At 65.8% G+C, this 22472-nt stretch carries 17 protein-coding genes and 1 tRNA gene; 10 read left to right on the top strand and 8 right to left on the bottom strand.

All coding sequences use genetic code 11. The annotated features are described in order from the left end of the window. Positions 1 to 5: 5 nt before the first annotated feature. Together AC1DN0_RS13505 and AC1DN0_RS13500 are read right to left on the bottom strand one after the other, a co-directional pair. Entirely contained in the window at positions 6 to 893 is an 888-nt protein-coding gene (locus AC1DN0_RS13505) for a response regulator (RefSeq protein WP_441630655.1), read from the bottom strand. Continuing rightward, complete coding sequence (locus tag AC1DN0_RS13500; protein WP_477103634.1) at positions 877 to 4236, bottom strand: hybrid sensor histidine kinase/response regulator; 3360 nt, start codon at positions 4234 to 4236, stop codon at positions 877 to 879. The genes AC1DN0_RS13505 and AC1DN0_RS13500 overlap by 17 nt, the downstream gene beginning before the upstream one ends. Positions 4237 to 4514: 278 nt before the next feature. On the opposite strand from AC1DN0_RS13500, the gene urtA reads away from it, so the two are divergent. The 7 genes from urtA (at position 4515) to AC1DN0_RS13465 (ending at position 11289) form a co-directional block, all read left to right on the top strand. Continuing rightward, a complete protein-coding gene (urtA, locus tag AC1DN0_RS13495) occupies positions 4515 to 5810 on the top strand; it encodes an urea ABC transporter substrate-binding protein (RefSeq protein ID WP_441635650.1) in 1296 nt (431 codons plus the stop codon). Between the two features lie 162 nt (positions 5811 to 5972). Further along, entirely contained in the window at positions 5973 to 6887 is a 915-nt protein-coding gene (gene urtB, locus AC1DN0_RS13490) for an urea ABC transporter permease subunit UrtB (protein WP_441635652.1), read from the top strand. A gap of 46 nt (positions 6888 to 6933) precedes the next feature. After that, entirely contained in the window at positions 6934 to 8106 is a 1173-nt protein-coding gene (gene urtC / locus AC1DN0_RS13485) for an urea ABC transporter permease subunit UrtC (RefSeq protein WP_441635654.1), read from the top strand. A gap of 29 nt (positions 8107 to 8135) precedes the next feature. Beyond that, on the top strand, positions 8136 to 8879 hold the full coding sequence (urtD, locus tag AC1DN0_RS13480) for an urea ABC transporter ATP-binding protein UrtD (protein WP_477145778.1): 744 nt from the start codon (positions 8136 to 8138) through the stop codon (positions 8877 to 8879). Positions 8880 to 8895: 16 nt separating this feature from the next. Next, positions 8896 to 9585, top strand: a complete 690-nt coding sequence (gene urtE / locus AC1DN0_RS13475) for an urea ABC transporter ATP-binding subunit UrtE (protein ID WP_276287593.1) — start codon at positions 8896 to 8898, stop codon at positions 9583 to 9585. 68 nt (positions 9586 to 9653) lie between these two features. Then, on the top strand, positions 9654 to 10883 hold the full coding sequence (gene fmdA, locus AC1DN0_RS13470; protein ID WP_035869950.1) for a formamidase: 1230 nt from the start codon (positions 9654 to 9656) through the stop codon (positions 10881 to 10883). A 67-nt stretch (positions 10884 to 10950) separates the two neighbouring features. Beyond that, complete coding sequence (locus AC1DN0_RS13465; RefSeq protein WP_441635659.1) at positions 10951 to 11289, top strand: FmdB family zinc ribbon protein; 339 nt, start codon at positions 10951 to 10953, stop codon at positions 11287 to 11289. Between the two features lie 163 nt (positions 11290 to 11452). On the opposite strand, the gene AC1DN0_RS13460 is transcribed toward AC1DN0_RS13465, so the two are convergent. The 4 genes from AC1DN0_RS13460 to AC1DN0_RS13445 all read right to left on the bottom strand — a co-directional run bounded on the left by AC1DN0_RS13460 (position 11453) and on the right by AC1DN0_RS13445 (position 13979). After that, entirely contained in the window at positions 11453 to 12577 is a 1125-nt protein-coding gene (locus tag AC1DN0_RS13460; RefSeq protein WP_441635661.1) for a bifunctional nicotinamide-nucleotide adenylyltransferase/Nudix hydroxylase, read from the bottom strand. A gap of 16 nt (positions 12578 to 12593) precedes the next feature. Continuing rightward, complete coding sequence (locus AC1DN0_RS13455; RefSeq protein ID WP_441635662.1) at positions 12594 to 13037, bottom strand: GNAT family N-acetyltransferase; 444 nt, start codon at positions 13035 to 13037, stop codon at positions 12594 to 12596. A 354-nt stretch (positions 13038 to 13391) separates the two neighbouring features. After that, positions 13392 to 13466: transfer RNA gene (locus AC1DN0_RS13450), tRNA-Cys, on the bottom strand. Positions 13467 to 13559: 93 nt separating this feature from the next. After that, entirely contained in the window at positions 13560 to 13979 is a 420-nt protein-coding gene (locus AC1DN0_RS13445; protein ID WP_045236150.1) for a hotdog fold thioesterase, read from the bottom strand. A 346-nt stretch (positions 13980 to 14325) separates the two neighbouring features. Here AC1DN0_RS13445 and AC1DN0_RS13440 point away from each other — a divergent pair, with 346 nt between their 5' ends. Then, a complete protein-coding gene (locus tag AC1DN0_RS13440) occupies positions 14326 to 16107 on the top strand; it encodes a putative bifunctional diguanylate cyclase/phosphodiesterase (RefSeq protein ID WP_441635664.1) in 1782 nt (593 codons plus the stop codon). 8 nt (positions 16108 to 16115) lie between these two features. After that, a complete protein-coding gene (locus tag AC1DN0_RS13435; RefSeq protein ID WP_441635666.1) occupies positions 16116 to 17558 on the top strand; it encodes an HDOD domain-containing protein in 1443 nt (480 codons plus the stop codon). Positions 17559 to 17813: 255 nt separating this feature from the next. Here the strand turns inward: AC1DN0_RS13435 and glmS are convergent, their stop codons facing one another. Then, positions 17814 to 19652, bottom strand: coding sequence for a glutamine--fructose-6-phosphate transaminase (isomerizing) (gene glmS, locus AC1DN0_RS13430; protein ID WP_441635668.1), 1839 nt, complete (start codon positions 19650 to 19652; stop codon positions 17814 to 17816). A gap of 120 nt (positions 19653 to 19772) precedes the next feature. Further along, positions 19773 to 21134 carry a bifunctional UDP-N-acetylglucosamine diphosphorylase/glucosamine-1-phosphate N-acetyltransferase GlmU gene (gene glmU / locus AC1DN0_RS13425; RefSeq protein WP_477145777.1) on the bottom strand — a complete coding sequence of 454 codons (1362 nt, stop codon included), beginning with the start codon at positions 21132 to 21134 and terminating at the stop codon, positions 19773 to 19775. A gap of 179 nt (positions 21135 to 21313) precedes the next feature. Between glmU and AC1DN0_RS13420 the strand changes: the two genes are divergently transcribed. Continuing rightward, entirely contained in the window at positions 21314 to 22258 is a 945-nt protein-coding gene (locus tag AC1DN0_RS13420) for a DUF6279 family lipoprotein (protein WP_441635671.1), read from the top strand. The last annotated feature ends 214 nt before the right edge of the window (positions 22259 to 22472 follow it).

Here is a 22472-nt window from a genome sequence, read left to right as displayed (position 1 = left end):
ACGCACTACGCCAGCCCGCGCTGCGCGGCCGCCACGGCCGCCGTGCGGGTTTCCACCCCGAGCTTCTCGTAGATGTGTTCGAGATGCTTGTTGACGGTGCGCGGGCTCATGCCGAGGATCTCGGCCACGTCGCGGTTGGTCTTGCCGCGCGCCACCCAGACCATCACCTCGGCCTCGCGCGGCGTCAGTTCCGATGGCGGCGCGCTCGTGGCCGCGTGCACCGGATGCGCGGCGAGTTCCACCACCATCACGCCCGCCGTCGCGCCTGTCAGCCGGCGCAGGGACAACCCGCCCGGCAGCAAGCCCGGCGCGGCCACATCCTCCTGCAGCGCCCGCAGCGCTGCCACCAGCGGCGCCGGCAACGGCGCGCCGGGCAGGCAGGCCACCCAGCCCTGCGCCTGCATCAAGGCCGCGGCGCTGGTGTTCATCCACATCAGCTGGCCAGCGGTATCGGCCGCCAGCATCGCCACCGCGCTGCCCAGCACGGCCGCGCGCGCGCTGCGCGCCAGGCGCGCCTTGGCGGCATGCGAGCGCACCCGCGCCACCACCTCGGCAATCGCCACCGGCTTGGTCACGTAGTCGCACGCGCCCACCTCGAATCCGCGCACGATATGCCCGGTCTCGCCCAGCCCTGTCATGAAGATCACCGGCAGGTCGGCATGGCGGTCCATCAGCGCCGCGCAGGTGGCAAAGCCGTCCATGCCCGGCATGTCCACGTCGAGCAGCACCGCGTCGGGCTCGAAGAGCGCCAGCGCATCGAGCGCGGCGTCGCCGCTGTGCGCGGCATGCACCGCCATGGCCTCGCCGCCCAGGGCGCGCGTGAGGAAGCCGCGCGCGTCGGCATTGTCGTCCACCACCAGTACGCGGGTCTGCAGGTCAGGAGCGGGATTCATGAAGCGCCTCGCCAAGTGAGTGAGTCAGTGCAGCGCCATCGCTGCGTGCCAGTGCAAGCATGCGGGCCGCCCATGCGGCGGCAGCGTCCGCGCCTTCGGCCAGCTCGGAAAGCTGCGCCTCCAGCGCGCGCTGCCGCCCGGTGGCGCCGAGCAGCAGCAGCTCGCGCAGCAGCTCGGCCGATGGCAGCGCGTGTACGGCGGCGGCCTTGCTCTCATGCTGCACCGCGCTCGCCAGCGCGCGCCGGACCACCTCGATCAGTTCCACCTCGCGCACCGGCTTGCTGACGAAAGCAAAATAGCCGTGCGTGGCACGCGCTTCCTCGGTGTTCTCGTGCGCATTGGCGGAGACGATCACGACCAGCGGCGGACGTTCCCGCGCGCGCAGCAGGCGGCACAGGTCCCAGCCGGACGCATCGGGCAGGTTGAGGTCCAGCAGCACCAGTTGCGGCCGCAAGCGCTGCACCGCCGGCAGTACCGCCGCGCCCTCCCCCACCTCATCCACCGCCAGCCCCAGCGGCGCCAGGAAGCCGAGCAGCACCGCGCGATGCGCGGCGCGGTCGTCCACCACCAGCACCCGCGCATCGGCCGGCAGGCGGGTGCGCTGCGCGGGCACCCGGCGCGCCACCGGCGCCGTCACGGCGGGCAGGTACAGCCGTGCCGTGAACTCGCTGCCGGCACCGGACGCGCTGCGCACGCGGATCTCGCCGCCCATCAGGTCGGCCAGCAGCCGCACGATGGCCAGCCCCAGGCCGATGCCGTCGCGGTCGTCGTGGCCACAGGCCCGCTCGAACGGGTCGAAGATGCGCTCCTGGTCGGCCGCGTCGATGCCCGGACCGGTATCGCTCACCACGATGGTGGCCATCTCGCGCTGGTGGCGCACGGCGAGCGTCACCGCACCCTGCTCCGTGAACTTGATGGCGTTGCTGACCAGATTGATGACGATCTGCCGCAGCCGCTTGGGATCGCCGTGCACGTACGCAGGCAGCACGCCTTCCACGCGGTAATGGAAGGCCAGCCCGCGCGCCGCGGCAAGCGGGCGGAACATGCGCACCAGTTCATCGAACAGGCCTTCCAGCGCCAAGGCTTCCTGCGCCAGGCGCAGCTTGCCGGCCTCGATGCGCGACAGTTCCAGCAGGCCATCGACCAGACTGGAGAGATGCTCGCCGGCACGCCCGATGGTGCGTACGTCTTCGCGCAATGCCGGCGGCAGCGGCCCCGCGCGCAACAGCAGTTGCGAATAGCCGAGGATCGAATTCAGCCCCGCGCGCATCTCGTGGCTCATGCCGGTGATGAAGCGGCTCTTGGCCACGTTGGCCTTCTCCGCGACTTCCTTCGCGCCCTGCAGCAAGGCATCGGTATGGCGGTGCGCGTCGATTTCCTTTTGCAGCAGCATGTTCTGCCGCTCCGATTCTTCCTGCGCCACGCCCCGGCTTTCGTTGGCCAGCACCAGCCACCACGCCGCCACCGCCGCGAACAGCAGCAACCCGGCAAAGATCTTGAGGAACAGCCCGGCGCGCGGCAACGTGGCCGCCGCCAGCGCGCCCGACAATTGCTCCTGCGTGTACAGCAGCCACAGGAAGGTGCCGAACACGAACACCATGCCCGCCAGCACCAGGCAGAACTGGCCGATGCGGCGCGCCATCACCGGCGGCGTGCCGGCCGGCAGCACGCGCGTGAGCGCGGTGACGATCTGCTCCTGCGCGCTGGCGCCGGGCTTGCAGCGGTCGCCGCAGCGCGCGTCCAGCGTGCAGCACAGCGAGCAGATCGGGCCGCGATACGCGGGGCAAGCTGCTACGTCCTCCACTTCGAAGGGATTGCGGCAGATGGTGCAGCGGACCACCTTGTGCCGCGGGCCGAAGTCCACCGGCGAGCGCGCGATGAAATAGCGGCTCTGGGTAGCGAAGGCGATCACCGGCGGGATCACGATGGCCAGCACCAGCCCCACCCCGATCGAAGCCGGCCGCAGCGTCTCGCCGAACGCGCCCAGGTGCACCAGCATCGATCCCGCCGACGCCAGCATCATCGCGCCGAAGCCGGCAGGGTTGATATCGAACAGGTAAGCGCGGCGGAACTCGATGGTGCGCGGCGACAGCCCGAGCGGCTTGCTGATGACCAGGTCGCCGACAATGGCGCCGACCCACGCCACGGCCAGGTGCGCGTAGAGCGCCAGCACCTGCTCCAGCGCCTCGAACACGCCCATGGCCATCAGCATCACCGCGATCAGCACATTGAAGGCCAGCCACACCACCCGGCCCGGATGGCTGTGCGTGAGCCGTGCGAACACGTTCGACCATGCCAGCGAGCCGGCGTAGGCGTTGGTGATGTTGATCTTGGTTTGCGAGAGCAACACGAAGAGGCCGGTCAGCACCACCGCCGCCCAGCCCGGCCACGCACCCCCGAGCGCGCGCGAGAAGCCCGCCAGGTACATCTGGGTGGGCTCCAGCGCGTGTGCGATCGGCACCTCGGCCTGCAGCGCGACGAAGGCGAGAAGCGCACCGCCCGCCATCTTGGCCGCGCCCAGCACGATCCATCCGGGCCCGGCGGCGATCAGCGCGCTCCACCAGCGCCAGCGGTTGCGCGGCGTGAGTTCCGGCATGAAGCGCAGGAAATCCACCTGCTCGCCGATCTGCGCGATCAGCGCGGACGTGACCGTGGCCGCGGCGCCGAAGGCGTGCCACGAGAAGCCGTCGCCTTCCGCCAGCCGCCCGTTGAAGGAAAGGAAATCGGTGTAGAGCCCGGGCTCGCGCCACCAGATCACCGCATACGGCAGCACCAGCAGCAATAGCCACAGCGGCTGCGTCCACAGCTGGATGCGCGAGATCAGCGTCACCCCGTGCGTGACCAGCGGGATCACCACGATGGCCGACAGCAGATAGCCCAATGATCGCGGCAGCCCGAACAACAGTTCAAAGGCCTGCGCCATGATGGCCGCTTCCAGCGCGAAAAAGATAAACGTGAAGCTGGCGTAGATCAGCGAGGTGATGGTCGACCCGAGGTAGCCGAAGCCGGCGCCGCGCGCCAGCAGGTCCATGTCCACGCCGTGACGGGCCGCGTAATAGGAGATCGGCAGCCCGGTCAGGAAGATCGCCAGGCTGACCATGCCGATAGCCCACATGGCGTTGGTAAAGCCATAGCTCAGCGTGATGGCCGCGCCGATGGCTTCCAGCGCCAGGAAGGCCACCGCACCAAAAGCGGTATTGGCCACGCGAAAGGCGCTCCATTTGCGGAACGTCCTTGGTGCAAAACGCAGCGCGTAGTCCTCCAGCGTCTCGTCTGCCACCCAGCGGTTGTAGTCGCGCCGGATCTTGCTGATGCGCTGTACGGGCTGGCTGGCGGCTGGCATGGGGGTCGGGACTCCAGAAGACGCTCGCGTGGGTCGTGCCGGGCAGATGCAAGAGCCGTGCCGTGCACCACGATGCATCGCGGCGCGCGAATCGTAGCGCAGCCGGGCTGCGCATGCGCCTACGTTGAATGACGTATGGAAGGCGCGGTTGCACTGCACCATGATCCGGCCACAGGGTGATTCATTGCCTATCCGGCCATCGTATGCGGTCAACGTATTCGGTCAACGTGCGTGGCCAATGCCGTCCTACCTCACCACGCCTCCAAGGAGCGTCAATCATGCGTGACAAAGAAACGAACGGTTCCCCTCCCTCCCAAGATGCCGATGCCGTCTCGCCGCAGCGGCGCCGCATGATGCAGGGCCTCGCCGCGCTGCCGGCCCTGTCTCTTGCGGGCATGGCCGGCCTGAGCGGCCAGGCGCGCGCCGCGGTGCCTACCTCGGTAGCGAACACCACCAGGCTGGCCGTCACCGACACCGAAGTCACCGTGGGCCAGTTGCACTCCGCCACCGGCACCATGGCAATCTCCGAGACCGGCTCGATCCAGGCCGAACAACTGGCCATCGACCAGATCAACGCGGCGGGCGGCATCCTCGGGCGCAAGATCAAGGTCATCAAGGAAGACGGCGCCTCCGACTGGCCCACCTTCGCCGAGAAGTCCAAGAAGCTGCTGGTCAACGACCGCGTGGCGGCCGTGTTCGGCTGCTGGACCTCCGCCTCGCGCAAGGCGGTTCTGCCGATCTTCGAGAAGGAGAATGGCCTGCTCTACTACCCGACCTTCTATGAAGGGCTGGAGCAGTCGAAGAACGTCATCTACACCGGCCAGGAAGCCACGCAGCAGATCATCTGGGGCCTGGACTGGGCGGCCAGGCAGAAAGGCGCCAAGAGTTTCTTCCTGATCGGCTCGGACTACATCTGGCCACGCACTTCCAACAAGATCGCGCGCAAGCATATCGAGAACTTCCAGAAGCTCAAGGTGGTGGGCGAGGAGTACTACCCGCTTGGCCACACCAACTTCAACTCGCTGATCAACAAGATCAAGATCGCCAAGCCGGACTGCATCTACGCCATCGTGGTGGGTGGCTCCAACGTGGCCTTCTACAAGCAGCTCAAGGCCGCTGGCATTACGGCGGACAAGCAATTCCTGCTGACCATCTCGGTGACCGAGGATGAAGTGCTCGGCATCGGCGGCGAGAACATCGCCGGTTTCTACGCCGCCATGAAGTACTTTCAGTCGCTCGACAATCCCAACAACAAGTCTTTCGTGGATGCCTTCAAGAGCAAGTACGGCGGGAAGTCGGTGATCGGCGACGTCACGCAGGCGGCCTATCTCGGCCCCTGGCTGTGGAAGGCCGCGGTGGAGAAAGCGGGCAGCTTCGATATCGACAAGGTGGTGGCCTCCTCCCCCGGCATCGAGCTGAAGACCGCGCCGGAGGGCTATGTGAAGGTCGACCCCAACCACCACCTGTGGAGCAAGACGCGCGTGGGCCTGGCGCAGCTCGACGGGCAGTTCAAGGTGGTAGCCGAATCGCCTTCGCTGATTCCGCCCAATCCGTTCCCGAAGGGCTACCAGTAAGCGGGTTGACTGACCACCGGTTTGCCCCCCTCTCCCCAACCCTCTGCTCCCGAGGGGAGAGGGAGCAAGCACCGTCGGGCATCGCAAGCGGCACTGGCGCTTCTCGCCAGCTTCGATTTGCGCTGCCGGCACCCTTTCTTCTCCCCGATGGAGGAGCGCGACATGAATCTATCCGACATGCTGAATATCGGCCTGATGCAGGGCTTTGCCGGCCTGAGCCTGTTCTCGGTACTGCTGCTGATGGCGCTGGGCCTGGCCATCATCTTCGGCCAGATGGGCGTGATCAACATGGCGCATGGCGAGTTCATGACCATCGGCGCCTACACCATCTTCCTGGCGTCCACGCTGACCGAGCGCCTCGCGCCGTCGTGGATGCCCTTCTACTTTCCTCTGGCCATCGGCGCCGCTTTTGCGCTGGCGTTCTGTGCCGGCTGGCTGGCCGAGTGGGCACTGATCCGCCATCTCTATCGCCGCCCGCTCGACACATTGCTCGCCACCTGGGGCCTGTCGCTGGGCATGCAGCAAACCTTCCGCTCCACCTTCGGCCCGAAGGAGGTCAGCCCCACGCTGCCCGAATGGCTGATGGGCTCGTGGGCGCCGGCGCCGGGGCTGGATATCCCCATCAACGGCATGTTCGTGATGGCGCTGACACTGTTCGTCACGGGCATGGTGTGGCTGGCGCTGTATCGCTCGCGCTGGGGGCTGCGGGTACGCGCCACCACCCTTAACCGCGCCATGGCCAACGCGGCCGGCATCAATACGCGGCGAACCGACCGGCTCACCTTCGCGATCGGCTGCGGCATCGCCGGCGTGGCGGGGGCGGCCTTCACCACCATCGGCTCCACCGGCCCCACCAGCGGCTCGCTCTACATCGTCGACTCCTTCCTGGTGGTCACCTTCGGCGGCGCGGCCAGCCTGCTCGGCACGGTGGCATCGGCATTCGGCATTGCCCAGGCGCAATCGATCAGCGAGTTCTTCCTCACCGGGTCGATGGCGCGCGTGCTGACGCTGCTGCTGATCGTGACGATCCTGATGATCCGTCCGCAAGGCCTGTTCGCGCCGGCAGTGCGGCGCTGAAGACGCCGCTGCGCCGCCACTCACCAAACCTGCACAGGAGCTTGTGATGTCGCCCTCCTCTTCCACCGCCCGCCTGTTGCGCGGCGAATTCGCCGGCTACCTTGTGCTGGCCGTGGCGCTCCTTGTCGTCATGCCGCTGGCGCTCGACGTGTTCCGGCTCAACCTGATCGGCAAGTACCTGAGCTACGCCTTCGTCGCCATTGGCCTGGTCATGCTGTGGGGCTACGGCGGCGTGCTGAGCCTTGGCCAGGGCGTGTTCTTCGGCCTGGGCGGCTACGCCATGGCGATGTTCCTCAAACTCGAAGCGTCCGACGCGAAGAGCACCGCGATCCAGTCCACGCCCGGCATCCCCGACTTCATGGACTGGAACCAGCTCACCGCGCTGCCGTGGTGGTGGGAGCCGTTCCGCCACCTGCCATTTGCGCTGGCCGGCGTGATCGCGATTCCGGTGGCGCTGGCCTTTATCGTCAGCTTCGCCATGTTCCGCCGGCGCGTGGGCGGGGTGTACTTCGCCATCATCACGCAGGCGGTGGCGCTGATCCTCTCGGTGCTGATCATCGGCCAACAGGGCTATACCGGCGGCGTCAACGGCATCACCGACCTCAAGACCATGCTGGGCTGGGACATCCGCAGCGACGGCGCCAAAGTGATCCTGTACTTCGCCAACGTGGCGCTGCTGTTCGGCGCCATCGCCGTGTGCCGCGGGATCCAGCGCAGCAAGCTCGGCGTGCTGTTGCTGGCGATGCGCGACAAGGAAGACCGCGTGCGCTTCTCCGGCTACGACGTGGCCATGTTCAAGGTCTTCGTGTTCTGCCTGGCCGCCGCGCTGTCGGCGGTGGGCGGTGCGCTGTTCACGCTGCAGGTGGGCTTTATGTCACCGTCCTTCGTCGGCATCGTGCCCTCCATCGAAATGGTGATCTTTGCCGCCGTGGGCGGGCGCATGAGCCTGGTGGGCGCGGTGTGGGGCACGCTGCTGGTCAATTTCGGCAAGACGTATTTCTCCGAGAGCTTTCCCGACCTGTGGCTGTTCCTGATGGCGGCGCTGTTCATCGGCGTGGTGGTGGCCTTTCCCGACGGGCTGGCCGGCCTCTACAGCAAGTACATGTCGCGCCGCCGGACCATCGGCAGCCCGTCCGATCCCGCCGACCCGGCTGTGGAGGCGACTTCGCCCGCAGTACCGACGCCGCCCGCCGAAGGGATTCCCGGCCGTACCGCCTGAAGCCATCCGTCCAAAGCGAGGAAGACGCCATGAGCAATACCGATTTCATGCTGGCGGTGGAAGACCTGACCGTTTCCTTCGACGGCTTCCGGGCCATCGACAAGCTCACGCTGTATGTCGATCGCGACGAGCTGCGCGTGATCATCGGCCCCAACGGCGCCGGCAAGACCACGCTGCTCGATCTCGTGTGCGGCAAGACCCGCGCCACCGGCGGCAGTATCAAGTTCCGCAACCGCGAGATGACCGGCCTGCCCGAATACCAGATCGTGCGCGCCGGGGTGGRCCGCAAGTTCCAGACTCCTTCGATCTACGAGAACCTCAGCGTGTTCCAGAACCTCGCGGTTTCGTTCCCGCGCGGCCGTGGCGTGCTGGGCGCGCTCACGTTCCGCACCACGCCCGAGGTGCGCCAGCGCGTGGCCGGCGTGGCCGACGAGATCGGCCTGGCCGATGCGCTGGAGCGCGAGGCCGCGCAACTCTCGCACKGGCAGAAACAATGGCTGGAGATCGGCATGCTGCTGATGCAGGAGCCACAACTGCTGATGCTCGACGAGCCCATCGCCGGCATGAGCGTGCGCGAGCGCGAGCAGACCGCGGAACTGCTCAAGCGCATCAGCCGCGGCCGCGCGGTGATCGTGATCGAGCACGACATGGATTTCGTCAAGCGCATCGCCGACAAGGTCACGGTGATGCACCAGGGCAAGATCCTCGCCGAAGGCTCGATGGAGCAGGTGCAGAACGATCCGCGCGTGATCGACGTTTATCTTGGCCACTGAGCCCAGGGAGACCAGCATGCTCACAGTCGACAACGTGGTCGTGAACTACGGACAAAGCGAAGCGCTGCACGGCGTGTCGTTCGCTGCCGCGCAAGGCGAGACGGTAGCCATCATGGGCCGCAACGGCATGGGAAAGACCACGCTGTTCAAGGCCATGATCGGCATGTTGCCGGTGCGCTCCGGACAGGTCTGCGTGGACGGGCGAGACGTCGCGCAGGACGAAAGCTACAGGCGCGTGCGCGCGGGCCTGGCCTATGTGCCGCAGGGCCGCATGATCTTCTCCCACCTCACGGTGGAAGAGAACATCCTGACCGGCATGGAGCAAGGCAAGAGCCGCCGCATCCCCGAGGAAATCTTCGCCATGTTCCCGGTGCTGTTCGAGATGCGCCGGCGCAAGGGCGGCAACCTCTCCGGGGGGCAGCAGCAGCAACTGGCGATAGCGCGCGCGCTGGTGGCCAATCCCAAGGTGCTGCTGCTGGACGAACCCACCGAGGGCATCCAGCCATCGATCATCAAGGACATCGCACGCGCGCTCAACGAGATCCGCCGCACGCGCGATATCACTATCGTCTTCTCCGAGCAGGTGCTCAGCTTCGCGCTCGATGTGGCGGACCGCCTGCTGGTGATCGAAGGCGGCCGCTTCGTGCACGAGACCCAGCGCAACGGCACCGACGTCGAGCGCATCCGGCAATTGCTTTCGGTCTAGCCGGCAGCGCCTTTTTTTCGATTTCTTCCACGATTTCTTCACGCCCAACACCCACCAGGAGGCATGTCATGACGGACACCCTGATCAAGGTCGATCTGGCCGAATCCCCGTACGAGAATCCCAATGTCCACAACCGCTGGCACCCGGACATCCCGATGGCCGCATGGGTCAGGCCCGGCGACGACTTCATCCTGGAAACCTACGACTGGACCGGCGGCTTCATCAAGAACAACGACTCSGCCGACGAYGTGCGYGACATCGACCTGTCCATCGTTCACTTCCTGAGCGGCCCCGTCGGCGTGGAAGGCGCCGAGCCCGGCGACCTGCTGGTGGTGGACCTGCTCGACATCGGTGCCAAGGCGGAGAGCCAGTGGGGCTTCAATGGTTTCTTCTCCAAGCAAAACGGCGGCGGCTTCCTGACCGACCACTTCCCGCTCGCGCAGAAATCCATCTGGGATTTCCACGGTCTCTACACGTCGTCGCGCCATATACCCGGCGTCAACTTCGCCGGCCTGATCCACCCTGGGCTGATCGGCTGCATGCCGGACAAATCGCTGCTGGAGACCTGGAACAAACGCGAGATCGACTTCATCGCCACCGACCCCGATCGCGTGCCGGCGCTGGCCAACCCGCCCTTCGCCGCCACGGCGCACATGGGCCGCCTGCAGGGCGATGCGCGCGACCAGGCCGCGGCGCACGGCGCACGCACCGTGCCGCCGCGCGAACATGGCGGCAACTGCGACATCAAGGACCTCTCGCGCGGCGCCAAGGTGTATTTCCCCGTCTATGTCGACGGCGCTGGCCTGTCGGTTGGCGACCTGCACTTCTCGCAAGGCGATGGCGAAATCACCTTCTGCGGCGCCATCGAAATGGCCGGCTGGGTGCATATGCGCGTGTCCCTGATCAAGGGCGGCATGGCCAAGTACGGCATCAGGAATCCCATCTTCAAACCCAGCCCGATCACGCCGAACTACAACGACTACCTGATCTTCGAAGGCATCTCGGTGGACGAGGCCGGCCAGCAGCATTACCTGGATGTGCATGTGGCTTACCGCCAGGCCTGCCTGAACGCCATCGAGTACATGACCAGGTTCGGCTACTCGCGGGCGCAGGCGTACTCGATCCTGGGCACGGCGCCGGTGCAGGGGCATATCAGCGGCGTGGTCGATGTTCCCAATGCCTGCGCCACGCTGTGGCTGCCGACTCAGATCTTCGATTTCGATATCCGGCCGAGCGCGCAAGGGCCCGTGAAGCACATCACGGGCGATGTGGACCTGCCGATTTCGCCGGACGTTTGACGGCACTGCCGGGCGTGCCCTCGCACCACGGCGCGCCCGGGAACATTCGAGACACGGAGACTGCCAGATGCCAACCTACGATTACCGCTGCCCGGGCTGCGGCGATTTCGCCGCCATGCGTCCCATCGCGCGACGCGACGAACCATGCGCCTGCCCTGCCTGCGGCGGCTTCGCCGACCGCGCCCTGGTTGCCGCGCCATCGCTGGCCAGCATGCCGGCGGCATCGCGCCGGGCGCATGCCATCAACGAGCGCAGCGCCGCCGCGCCGCGCGAATCGGCGCGCGGCGGGCATGGGCCGGGTTGTGGTTGCTGTGGGAGCAAGGTGACGCTGGCCGGGGCGCCCGGCGCGGCGGCGAATGCGCCGAAAGGAAAGCCGGCCGGACGGCCCTGGATGATCAGCCACTAGGCATGCTTTTGGCTGCTGGCTGCCCCGGCGCTGGCCGATCGCGGCCATGTGATGGAGGCAGGCCGCGTGGTGGCGAACGGTCCCGCCGGCGCGCTGGCGCAGGCTTGCCTCGGCGGCCACCAGGCCATCCGGCGATCCGGCGGGCGTCCCGCCACAAGGCGAATCAGCCTGCTGGCCGCGCCTCGCCGTCGAACAGATGCAGGAAGCGATCGAGGATCAGCAAGTGGTCCTCGAACATCTGCTCCTCCAGCGCCAGCAGTTCGTGCTGCGGCACCCAGCGCACCGCGGCCGCGTCGTCGGCCGCGGCCACCGCGGGCAGCGCATCGAGCGTCAGGTCGAAGAAGAAGGCGTGGGTCAGCGTGCGTCCGCGCAGGCTGCGCTCGGGGTGATCGAACAGCGCCTGGGCGCGGCACGATTGCTGCAGCGCCGCCTTCGGCAAGCCGAAGCGCGTTTCCTCGTCGAGTTCACGCAGGACCGCATCCGCCACGCGTTCATGCTGATCGAGGAAGCCGCCGGGCAGCGCCCATGCGCCACGGCCCGGCTGTCCGCCACGGCGGATCAGCAGCACCTGGCCACAGCAGCGCACCACGGCATCCACGGTCACGAACACCGGCGGATAGGGCGCGGCTGCCCACCGCATCTTGTGGTCCTGCAGGAAGCGATATTCCGCCAGCAAGGTCGCGAAGGCCCCGCCCGCGGCAAACTCGCGCAGGAAGGCGGCAACCGGCGGCGGCAGTACATGCACCAGTTCGCCCAGTTCGCCCTGCTGCTCGAACCACTGCTGGCGCACGTCGGCCGCATTGAACTGCCCGAAGCCTGGCTGCGGCACCAGGTCCCAGCCGGGAAAGTCATTGAGATAACCCGAAGACGCGCCCTTGAAATGCCCGAACAGGCCGACGCGCGGGGCATCTTGCGCAGCCGCCGCCAATGCCGGCTGGACGTCCGGCACGGCGTCCACTGCCGCGCGCACCGCAGCCGTCCAGCGCACGCTCTCGCCATAGTCCCGCACCGCCACGAAGCGCAGATCGGCAACACGCGCGGCATCCCATCCGGCCACCGCGCCCTCGATCATCTGGCGGCGCTCGCCGGCGGTGAACGGATTTTTCACGGTACGGGCCCCGCCCGCCGAACCCAGCACCACGATCACCGTGCGGGCCTGTGCCAGCGCCTGGCGCAGCATGGCGAAATGGCCATTGTGGAAGGGCTCGAAACGGCCGATATAGACCAGGTATCCGAAAGGCTCTGGTCTTGTCTGCTTTGTCTGGTTTGTCTGGCTCGGCTGGTTCATCGATACGTCATGCAGGTCATTTCAGCTCGCAGCACATGCACAGCGGCAACGTCCCCTCCTGGCGCCGGAACTCGCGCGAGGCGCGCACTTCGGGCGCCAGGCGATCCGCCGAGATCAGAGAGAACCCGTAGCGGGCAAAGTAGCTTGGGCAAGTGGCGCTCAGCAGCACGGCGCGCGTACAGCCGTTGGCGCGCGCGCGCATCAGCACGGCGGAAACCATATGGGAGGCGATGCCATGATCGCGGTAGGGCGGCAGCACGGCGACCGAACGCACGACAATGGTTTCCCCATAGCCTTCGGCGGCGGCGCAACCGACGATCGCGCCGTCGAGCAGGGCAATATGGAACAACGCCAGCGAGGGATCGAGATCGTCGCTGGCGAGGCCACAGGTTTCAAGGACTTCCGCGATCGCCGGCCAATCGGCCGGTTGTGCGACGCGAAGACGCAGATCTCTTGTCATTGCATTTATCTCCCCGCCACGCACGATGGCGGAGGTTGTCATGGATGGACTGCGTTGACTTCACACTACATGATTCGGGCGACATGTTCCAGCCGGGCAAACGGCATAACGCGTATCTGATTCGCCGAATGCGGCGCTCGTTTGTGTGCGTCATGCCGGGAGAGACAGGGGGAGCGGATCCTGAGCCGGCGCGCGGAGGTTGCGCTTCTGCGCGCGCGGCATGGATGCCTGAAGGGACTTCCGCGGGTTTTGGGAATTGCTTCCGGCGAGTTCGACCGGACCGTCGGCAATCGCCTTCCGGTGGAACCCGATATCAACAGAAAAAACAAAAGCCCTGAAAAATCAGGGCCTTGCTGGAGGCGGGGGAACGGAATCGAACCGCCGTGTACGGCTTTGCAGACCGTAGCATAACCACTCTGCCACCCCGCCGCTGCCGGGATGCCTCGATTGGCATCCGCTACAGTGCGGGGCGCAGTGTAGCCGGAAATAAAAAACTCTGCACGGCACCCGACCGGCCGGCTTTCAGCGCGAAAGAATCGACATGGTGATTCGCGAGACGCACACCGTCTTGCCTTCGTCGTTGCGAATGTCGATGGCCCACACATGGGTGGTGCGGCCGATATGGACCGGGGTGGCGGTGCCGGTCACATAGCCGGTTCGCGCCGCGCGCACATGGTTCGCATTGATATCGAGCCCTACGCAGTATTGCGTTGCGCTATCCAGGCACAGGCTGGCGGCGCAACTGCCCAGCGTCTCGGCCAGCAGCACCGAAGCCCCGCCATGCAGGATGCCATGCGGCTGCACGGTGCGGCGGTCCACCGGCATGCGCGCACTGAGCGACGCCTCGCCGATCTCGGTGAACTCGATACCCAGTTGCTCGACGGCGGTGTCCTTGTGACGGGCCTGGAGGTCTTTCAGGGACGGGGTCGATTTCCACAGCATGCACGGTCTCCGATGTTGTTTGTCCCGCATTCTAAGGCACCAGTCCATAGGGGTTCACGTGGCCCGTCTTGCCCGGAAAACACGGGCCCGGCGGGTTGTGGCCGGCGCGGCGCCGGCCACGGCAACGCGATCTCCAATTCCCCAACGCATTTGAGACAATGCGCCGTCGCGGTTAAGCGTTAAACTGACATGCGTTGTATGGTCAACATGCACTTAAAATCACTTTAAAGGCAGGGACGGCCGCGCACGTGACAAAGACCAATGCCCGGCATGGCGGCACCAAGCCGCGCCGGCGGCGTTTAATTATCGGGATTCTCAATCCAGCCTGGATTTCAACAAGAGCTCCATGACGTCGTTTACGTATGATGCTGTGCTAGCGGACGAGCCTCCTGGATGGCCAGCATCCGACCGGAGCACGCCCTCGTCGGCCGATGTATCGGCGCGCGACGCCTGGGCGCTGCTCGAAGCCACAGGCGGACTTGCCCTGCAAATCGATGTCACGGGCTACATCATGCTGGCAACGGAAGCATCGGCTCAGTTGCTGGCCTTTCCCCGGGAATACCTGCTCAAGTCCTCGATACTGGATGTGGTCTCGTTCGAACAACGCGAACAGCTCGCCGAGCTGCTCCTGGCCTGCGAACAAGAGGGTTCCTGGCAGCGCGGCCGGATCCGGTTCTCCGGCGGGGTGGGCGAAAGCCGATGGCTGGACCTCCGGGTCTGCCGGTACGCAAATGAAGACGGCGGTGTTTGTCTGTTGTTGTTTGGCTACGACATTACGCACTGGGTTGACAATGAACAGCGACTTATCGAGGCATCCTTTCGCGACCCATTGACCGGCGTGGGCAACCGCGCATTCCTGCGCGAGCGCATTTCCGCTTACTTTGCCGAAGACGGAACGGGAAAGACGCCGTTTGCGGTCGCCTTGATGGACCTCGATGGGTTCAAGAAGGTGAATGACTCGCTGGGCCATGAATTCGGCGATGCCTTGCTAAAGCAAGTCAGCGTGCGGCTGCTGGACGCCGTTCGCCCCAAGGATGTGGTCGCGCGGCTGGGCGGCGACGAGTTTGTGCTGCTATTGGACGGGATCGCATCGGAAGCGGCGGCCATCGGCCTGGTTGAAAGAGTGATACATGCCTGCAGGCAGCCCTTTCATCTCGCAGGCTGCCAGATCCGTGTCACCACCAGCCTCGGACTGACCTTCGGCACGCACGCCCATCAGTCCGAGTCGCAACTGCTCAAGCGCGCTGACCTCGCCATGTATGACGCAAAGGCGCAGGGCAAGAACCGCTATTGCGTCTACACGCCGGAGCTTGAGCATCGCCTGGATGAACAGTTCCGGATAGAGCAGGGCATGTTCGAGGCCGTCCAGAACGGCGAGTTCCTTCTCCACTATCAGCCCATCGTGTGGCCCGGTTCAGGCGAGGTCTGCGCAGTCGAGGCGCTGATGCGATGGGAGCACCCGACGGGGCCAGTCCCCCCGAGCGTGTTTATCCCGGTTGCGGAGCATAACGGCCTCATCAACCACCTTGGGGCATGGGCCCTTCGCTGCGCCTGCGCGCAGCTGGCAAGCTGGGATGCGCTGGGCCTGCATGTGGGATATATATCCGTCAACGTCTCGCCGGTTCAGTTCAGGCACCCGGGATTCGCGGATAGCGTCAGAAGGGCGATCAAGGACGCTGGCATCAGTTCGCACCGGCTGGTCCTGGAGATCACGGAAGGCGCACTGATGACCGACCCCGAAGCGGCCCAGGACTTGCTGATGGAGCTGCGCGCCCTGGGAGTCCGGTTCGCGGTGGACGACTTCGGGACGGGCTATTCCAGCTTGTCTTACCTTCGCCGCTTCCCGCTCTCGGCTTTGAAGATCGACAGGAGCTTCGTCGCGGACATGATGGACTCGCCGCACGCCAGGACCATTGTGTTTGCCGTGTTGTCCCTGGCGCGGGAACTCGGGCTGGTCGCCATCGCGGAAGGCGTGGAATCAAAGGAGCAAAGCCAGTTGCTGGCCGAACAAGGGTGTGAGCTGGTACAGGGGTGGCGCTACGCAAAGGCAATGAGCCCGGTCCAGTTCGTGAAACAAACGCAAAGCGGAAAGCTGCGCCTTGGCAGCTCGCAAGTATTCTCGAAGTAGACGCCGCTATGCAAAACAAGCAGTTCTTCGATGCGCTATGGAACCGGATGGCCCAGCAAGGGGATTTCCCCACGCTACAGTTCTGCATCGACAACGTATTCAAGACGCTGAGCAGCGATATCAGCGTCGGCGAGATGGCCGCTGCCGTGCTCTCCGACTTCAGCCTGTCGCAAAAGGTCATTCGCCTGGCCAACTCCGCCATGTACCGCTCTTTCGGGGGCGAGGTCACGACGGTGTCGCGCGCCATCCTGGTCCTGGGCGTCGATGCGATCAGCCATCTCACGCTGGGGGTCCAGTTGCTGGACTATTTCTCCGGCGTGGCAATCAACCGCCCCCAGGCCTCCCACGAGCTAAAGCAGGCCCTGATCGCAGGCGAGCTCACGCGCTCGCTCAGCAACGCGCAAGGCATCGGACAGGCCGAGGAGGCCGTCGTTTGCACGCTGATGCACCACATGAGCCGCCTTCTCCTCATCTTCTACTTTCCTGAAGAATGGGAACAGATCCGGGCCTTGTGCGAGGGAGATGCCATGCAGGAAAGCGAAGCCTGCCAGCGAGTCCTTGACGTGACCCTGGAGGATATCGCGGAGGCGGCGGCCATTAAATGGCGCCTGCCCGCCGTGATCGCGAACTCGATGCTGCGCAAGCGCTTCGATGCGGATTCCGTACTGGAATCCCATGCCGACTGGCTGGGCGCCATCGCCGACGTTTCCGCCCGGGCCGCCGCAATGCTCGCCAGCGATGCGCCCGAGGCAGCCGTCCAGGCCTTGCTCCTGACTCACGCGGAGGCGCTGGGCCTGCAAACCGCCGCGGTCGAAGGCGCGGTGAAGCAGGCCCTGGCATTGAACGTGTCCATGGCACATGCGGAGTCCCCGGATACAGACGATGCGGGCGATGCGAACCCTCCCCGGAACGCAGGCAAGCCCAAGGATGCGCTCAAGCGGCTCCAGCAGAGTCTCCTTGAGGTACAGCGCGAGGGCAGCGGACTGCCGGTATCCGAACTGGCTCCGCTGGTGCTCGAATCGGCCATGCGGGCGCTGAATTTCTCGCACTGTTTTCTCATGCTGCTCAATCCGATGGCGAAACGCTTTGGGGCGCGCGTCGGATTTGGCGAAGGCATGCGCGAGAAGATGGAGGCGCTATCGTTTGAAGAGGGATTTGTCCCCGATATCTTTCACTTCGCGGCCATCGCGCACAAGCCCCTGCTCTTCGAAGACTCCTTCGACAAGGAATTGGCACACCGCGTGCCGCGCTGGTATCGCGAGCAGATGCCCGATGCCAGGTCCATCCTGGTGGCGCCCGTGATGATCAAGAACCGCTGTGTCGCGATGATCTGCGGAGACTGGGGCACGACGGTTTGCGCGGGCGGACTGTCCGACGATGAAATGGAATCGTTCGATCTTCTGACGCGGGAAATCTCGTCGAGCTTTCTCCGCTCTGCCGAACACCGGTAGCCCTGGAGCGCGCGGGCGAGCGCGCGCCGCGCCGCCGCGACGTTGGTGGATACCAAAGTAGGCAACTCACCGATAGCGCGCGGCGGGTGCCGAGGCCATGCTGGACGCAGTATCTGAACATGGCTGGCAAGGCGCGCCACATCGGGCGCGCGCCCTTGCGTTGCCGCCAACATGGAAGCGCACTTGCAAATGCCGGCGATGCCACCGGCCCGGCCAGGCAGTCCTGGCCATGCCGGGCGGCGCGGCTTGCCTCCCTTACTCCACCGTGACCGACTTGGCCAGGTTGCGCGGCTTGTCCACATCAGTGCCGCGGGCGCAGGCCGTGTGGTAGGCCAGCAGTTGCAGCGGCACCACGTGCAGGATCGGCGAGAGGTCGCCGTAGTGCTCGGGCAGGCGGATCACCTGGATGCCATCGGTGGACTGGATGTGGGTGTCGCTGTCGGCGAACACATACAGCCGGCCGCCACGGGCGCGCACTTCCTGGATGTTGGACTTGAGCTTTTCCAGCAGGGCGTCGTTGGGCGCCACCGTGACCACGGGCATGGCCTCGGTCACCAGCGCCAGCGGGCCATGCTTGAGTTCGCCGGCGGGATAAGCCTCGGCATGAATGTAGGAGATTTCCTTGAGCTTGAGCGCGCCTTCGAGGGCAATCGGGTAATGCAGGCCACGGCCCAGGAACAGCGCGTTCTCGCGGCGCGCGAAGTCTTCGGACCAGGAGATGATCTGCGGCTCCAGCGCCAGCACGCCGTGCAGCGCCACAGGGAGGTGGCGCAGGTTGGCCAGTGCGGCGGCCTCGGCCTCGGCCGTGAGCTTGCCGCGCACCTTGGCCAGCGCCAGCGTCAGCATGTACAGCGCGGCGAGCTGGGTGGTGAAGGCCTTGGTCGAGGCCACGCCGATCTCGGTGCCGGCGCGGGTGAGGAAGCGCAACTCGGTCTCGCGCACCATGGCGCTTGTGGCGACGTTGCATACCGCCAGCGTGTGGGTGTGGCCCAGCGACTTGGCATGGCGCAGCGCGGCCATGGTGTCGGCGGTTTCGCCGGACTGCGAGATCACCACGACCAGCGCACGCGGGTTCGGCACGGTCTCGCGGTAGCGGTACTCGCTCGCCACCTCGACCTGGGTCGGGATCTTGGCGACGGATTCGAGCCAGTACTTGGCGGTGCAGCCCGAGTAGTAGCTGGTACCGCAGGCCAGGATCAGCACGTTGTCGATTTCGCTGAACACGCTTTGCGCATTGGCGCCGAAGAGTTCCGGCGTGATGGCTTCGATGCCTTCCAGCGTGTCGCCGAGCGCGCGCGGCTGCTCGAAGATCTCCTTTTGCATGAAGTGGCGGTACGGGCCCAGTTCCACGGCAGCGGCGTGGGTTTCGACCACGCGCACTTCCCGCTCGACCAGGTGGTCGTGCACGTCGTGGATCGTGGCGCCCTCGCGGGTGATCTCCACCACGTCGCCTTCTTCCAGATAGATGATGCGGTTGGCGGTGCCCGCCACGGCCAGCGCGTCGGAAGCCAGGAACGACTCGTTGTCGCCCAGCGCCACCACCAGCGGCGAACCGGCGCGGGCGCCGACCACGCGCTCAGGGTGATCCTTGGAGAACACGGCGATGGCGTAAGCGCCGTGCAGGCGCTTGGTCACCGCGCGCACCGAGGCGAACAGGTCGCCGCGCGTGGCGCTGCTCGGATATGTGTAGACCTGGTGGATCAGGTGGGCGACGACCTCGGTATCGGTCTGCGACTCGAAACCATAGCCGGCGGCGCGCAGCTCTTCGCGCAGCGGCTCGTAGTTCTCAATGATGCCGTTGTGCACCAGTGCGATGGTTTCGCCCGAGAAGTGCGGGTGGGCATTGGTGGTGTCGGGCTTGCCGTGCGTGGCCCAGCGCGTGTGCGCCACGCCGGTCAGGCCGGACAGGCCGGACGCGCGGGTCTGCTCGTCCAGGTCGGCCACGCGCGACACCGTGCGGGCGCGTTCGAGCGCGCCATCGCGCACCACCGCCACGCCGCAAGAGTCATAGCCGCGGTATTCGAGGCGACGCAGGCCTTCGATCAGGACCGGAACGATATTGCGCGAGGAAACCGCGCCGACGATGCCGCACATATTCTTCTCCCACGGGGTGCGGACACGGCCGCACCGGATGATTGCTGCGAGGACGGCGGCGCCGTCGCCCGAGGATTGCCCGTGCCGCCCGCCCTTATCCGGGCAGGTCGGCGGCGGGACTCATTTTTTTGCTTGCTTGACCGGCCGCTGCCAGGCATCGATGGTCATTTGCTTGGCGCGCGACAGCGTCAGCTTGTCGGCCGCCGCTTCCTTGGTCAGCGTGGTGCCGGCGCCAATGGTGGCTCCGCGGCGCACGGTCACCGGGGCGACCAGTTGCGTGTCGGAGCCGATAAAGACATCGTCCTCGATCACGGTGCGGAACTTGTTGGCCCCATCATAGTTGCAGGTGATGGTGCCGGCGCCAATATTGACGCGCGAGCCAACTGTGGCGTCGCCCACATAGGCAAGGTGATTGGCCTTGCTGTGCGCCGCGATCTGGCTGTTCTTGACCTCGACGAAGTTGCCGATATGCACGTCCTCGGCCAGCACCGTGCCGGGGCGCAGGCGCGCGTACGGGCCGATGCGGCCTTCCGCGCCGACGCTGGCATCCTCGAAATGACAGAACGGTTGCACCCGTGCGCCGGCACCCACGGTGCTGTTGCGAATCACGCAGTTGGCGCCGATATGCGCGCCGTCTTCGAGGTGCACCCGCCCCTCGAACACGCAATTGACATCGATCGTGACGTCGCGCCCGCAGGTGAGTTCGCCGCGGATATCGATCCGCGCCGGGTCCAGCAGCGTCACGCCGGCTTCCAGCAGCCGCTGCGCCAGGTTGCGCTGGTGGATACGCTCGAGCTCGGCGAGTTGCACCTTGCTGTTGACGCCAAGTGTTTCCCACAGCGCGGCGGGCTGTGCCGAGACCACCTCGACGCCGTCCGCGACCGCGCGCTCGACGGTATCGGTAAGGTAATACTCGCCCTGGGCGTTGTCATTGCGCAACGTGGACAGCCAGCGGCGCAGGTGGCCAGTGGGCGCCAGGATGATGCCGGTATTGATCTCACGGATGGCGCGCTGTTGCTCGCTGGCATCCTTTTGCTCGACGATGYGCACGATGCGGCCGTCTTCGCGCACGATTCGGCCGTAGCCGGCGGGATCATCCATCTCTACGGTCAGGATGCCGAAGCGCCCGTTGCCGGCCTCGGCCACCAGGCGCTGCAGCGTGGACGGCTCGGTCAGCGGCACGTCGCCATAAAGCACCAGCGTGGGCTGGCTGTCRTCGAGCARCGGCAGCGCCTGCRYSACGGCGTGMCCGGTKCCCAGCTGCTSGGCCTGCWGGGCGAAGGCGACGTCTTCCGCGCCAACGGCTTCGCGCACGCGCTCGGCGCCGTGTCCCACCACCACCACAAGCCGCGTCGGCAACAATTTGCGCGCCGTATCAATCACATGCGCGAGCAATGGCCGGCCAGCGAGAGGATGCAGTACCTTGGGCAACGCGGAGTTCATCCGTTTGCCCATGCCTGCAGCGAGAATGACGATATTCACAAGGAGGGTCCTAAGTGAGTGTGTCCAAAAACCCGTTTGAAGCGCTCCCCCGCGATGGCCGGGGACGCGTAGCGTCGGCCAGGGTCCTGGCCCCAGCCCCGGTGCGCGGGGTAACGCCTGCGGCGACCCGGAATGGCGGGCGCGAACAGGCACCCAAACGCGCGGAAAAGGATTCTATCATGGGCGTTTTACGCCGTTTGACGACGTTTCCCCACCTGCGCGGGGACCGGATCCGGCGCCTCTTCCTGGCCACGGCCGTGCTCGCCCTGACGGCCTGCAGCGCCATGAAACTGGGCTACCAGCAGGGCGACCGGCTGGCCTACTGGTGGATCGACAACTACGTCGACGTAACCGCCAGCCAGGAACCGCTGACGCGCGATGCCATCGCCCGCTTCTTTGCCTGGCACCGCAAGGACCAGTTGCCCGAGATCGCCGGATTGCTGCGGCAGGCCAAAAGCGAAGTGCAGCAACCGGTATCCGCCGCGGCAGTGGGCAAGATCCAGGACGACGCCCAGCGGCTGGCGCGCGTAGCGTTCGACCGCTCCACGCCCGACGTGGCCGACCTGTTGCTGACGCTGACCCCGGACCAGATTGCCCGCATGGAGAAGAAATTCGCCGATGCCAACGCCAAGTACCGCAAGGAATACCTGCGCCCGGACCCGGCGGCGCGCGAAGAGGCCCGCTTCGACAAGATAATGGACTACGCGCGGCTGGTCTACGGGCGCTTTTCAAGTGACCAGGAAGCCGCCATCCGGCGCGCCATGGCTCCGGTGGTGCAAGGCGCCGAGGCGCGCTACGCCGAACGCCTCAAGCGCCAGCAGGAATGGCTGGCGCTGGTGCGGCAGGTGCAGGCCGAGCATCCGCCCAAGGCCCAGGTGGTCGAGATGCTCAAGCGCTATGGCGATCACTGGCAGAACCCGCCGACCAGGGAGCGCAATGCGCGTCATGACGCCAATAACGAGGCTGGACTGGCGTTGACTGTCACTATTGCCAACCTGACAACGCCGGAGCAGAAGGCACATGCGGTGGAGCGGTTTCAGAAATGGATTGATGATGCCAATGCGTTGATGCGTGATGGGGGCAATACTGTGGCTGCGCCTCGGCCGGCTCGGGCGGAGAATTGATTTTTTGGGGGGCCTTTTTGTAACTCGTTAACTGCTTAACTTCAACTTCAACTTCAACTTCAAAAGCCTAAAGTCAAAGGCAGTTTCACCTCCCCTGCGGGGAGGCGACCTACTTTCTTGTCTTGCCAAGAAAGTAGGCAAAGAAGGCGCGCCGGATGGGGCGACACCCCCTCGGGATCCGGCGAAAAGAGCGGCCGGGACCCAAACTCGCATC

Source organism: Cupriavidus sp. 05N39 (assembly GCF_056397325.1).
The sequence above is the reverse complement of the archived record's forward strand: the minus strand, read 5'-3'. Positions and strand labels throughout refer to the sequence as shown.

Coding starts and splice junctions, on each gene's coding strand:
- urtB (WP_441635652.1), top strand. CDS start 5,973: ATGAATCTATCCGACATGCTGAATATCGGCCTGATGCAGGGCTTTGCC.
- urtC (WP_441635654.1), top strand. CDS start 6,934: ATGTCGCCCTCCTCTTCCACCGCCCGCCTGTTGCGCGGCGAATTCGCC.
- AC1DN0_RS13455 (WP_441635662.1), bottom strand. CDS start 13,037: ATGACAAGAGATCTGCGTCTTCGCGTCGCACAACCGGCCGATTGGCCG.
- urtA (WP_441635650.1), top strand. CDS start 4,515: ATGCGTGACAAAGAAACGAACGGTTCCCCTCCCTCCCAAGATGCCGAT.
- AC1DN0_RS13445 (WP_045236150.1), bottom strand. CDS start 13,979: ATGCTGTGGAAATCGACCCCGTCCCTGAAAGACCTCCAGGCCCGTCAC.
- glmS (WP_441635668.1), bottom strand. CDS start 19,652: ATGTGCGGCATCGTCGGCGCGGTTTCCTCGCGCAATATCGTTCCGGTC.
- urtE (WP_276287593.1), top strand. CDS start 8,896: ATGCTCACAGTCGACAACGTGGTCGTGAACTACGGACAAAGCGAAGCG.
- AC1DN0_RS13500 (WP_477103634.1), bottom strand. CDS start 4,236: ATGCCAGCCGCCAGCCAGCCCGTACAGCGCATCAGCAAGATCCGGCGC.
- AC1DN0_RS13435 (WP_441635666.1), top strand. CDS start 16,116: ATGCAAAACAAGCAGTTCTTCGATGCGCTATGGAACCGGATGGCCCAG.
- AC1DN0_RS13460 (WP_441635661.1), bottom strand. CDS start 12,577: ATGAACCAGCCGAGCCAGACAAACCAGACAAAGCAGACAAGACCAGAG.
- AC1DN0_RS13440 (WP_441635664.1), top strand. CDS start 14,326: ATGACGTCGTTTACGTATGATGCTGTGCTAGCGGACGAGCCTCCTGGA.
- AC1DN0_RS13420 (WP_441635671.1), top strand. CDS start 21,314: ATGGGCGTTTTACGCCGTTTGACGACGTTTCCCCACCTGCGCGGGGAC.
- AC1DN0_RS13465 (WP_441635659.1), top strand. CDS start 10,951: ATGCCAACCTACGATTACCGCTGCCCGGGCTGCGGCGATTTCGCCGCC.
- AC1DN0_RS13505 (WP_441630655.1), bottom strand. CDS start 893: ATGAATCCCGCTCCTGACCTGCAGACCCGCGTACTGGTGGTGGACGAC.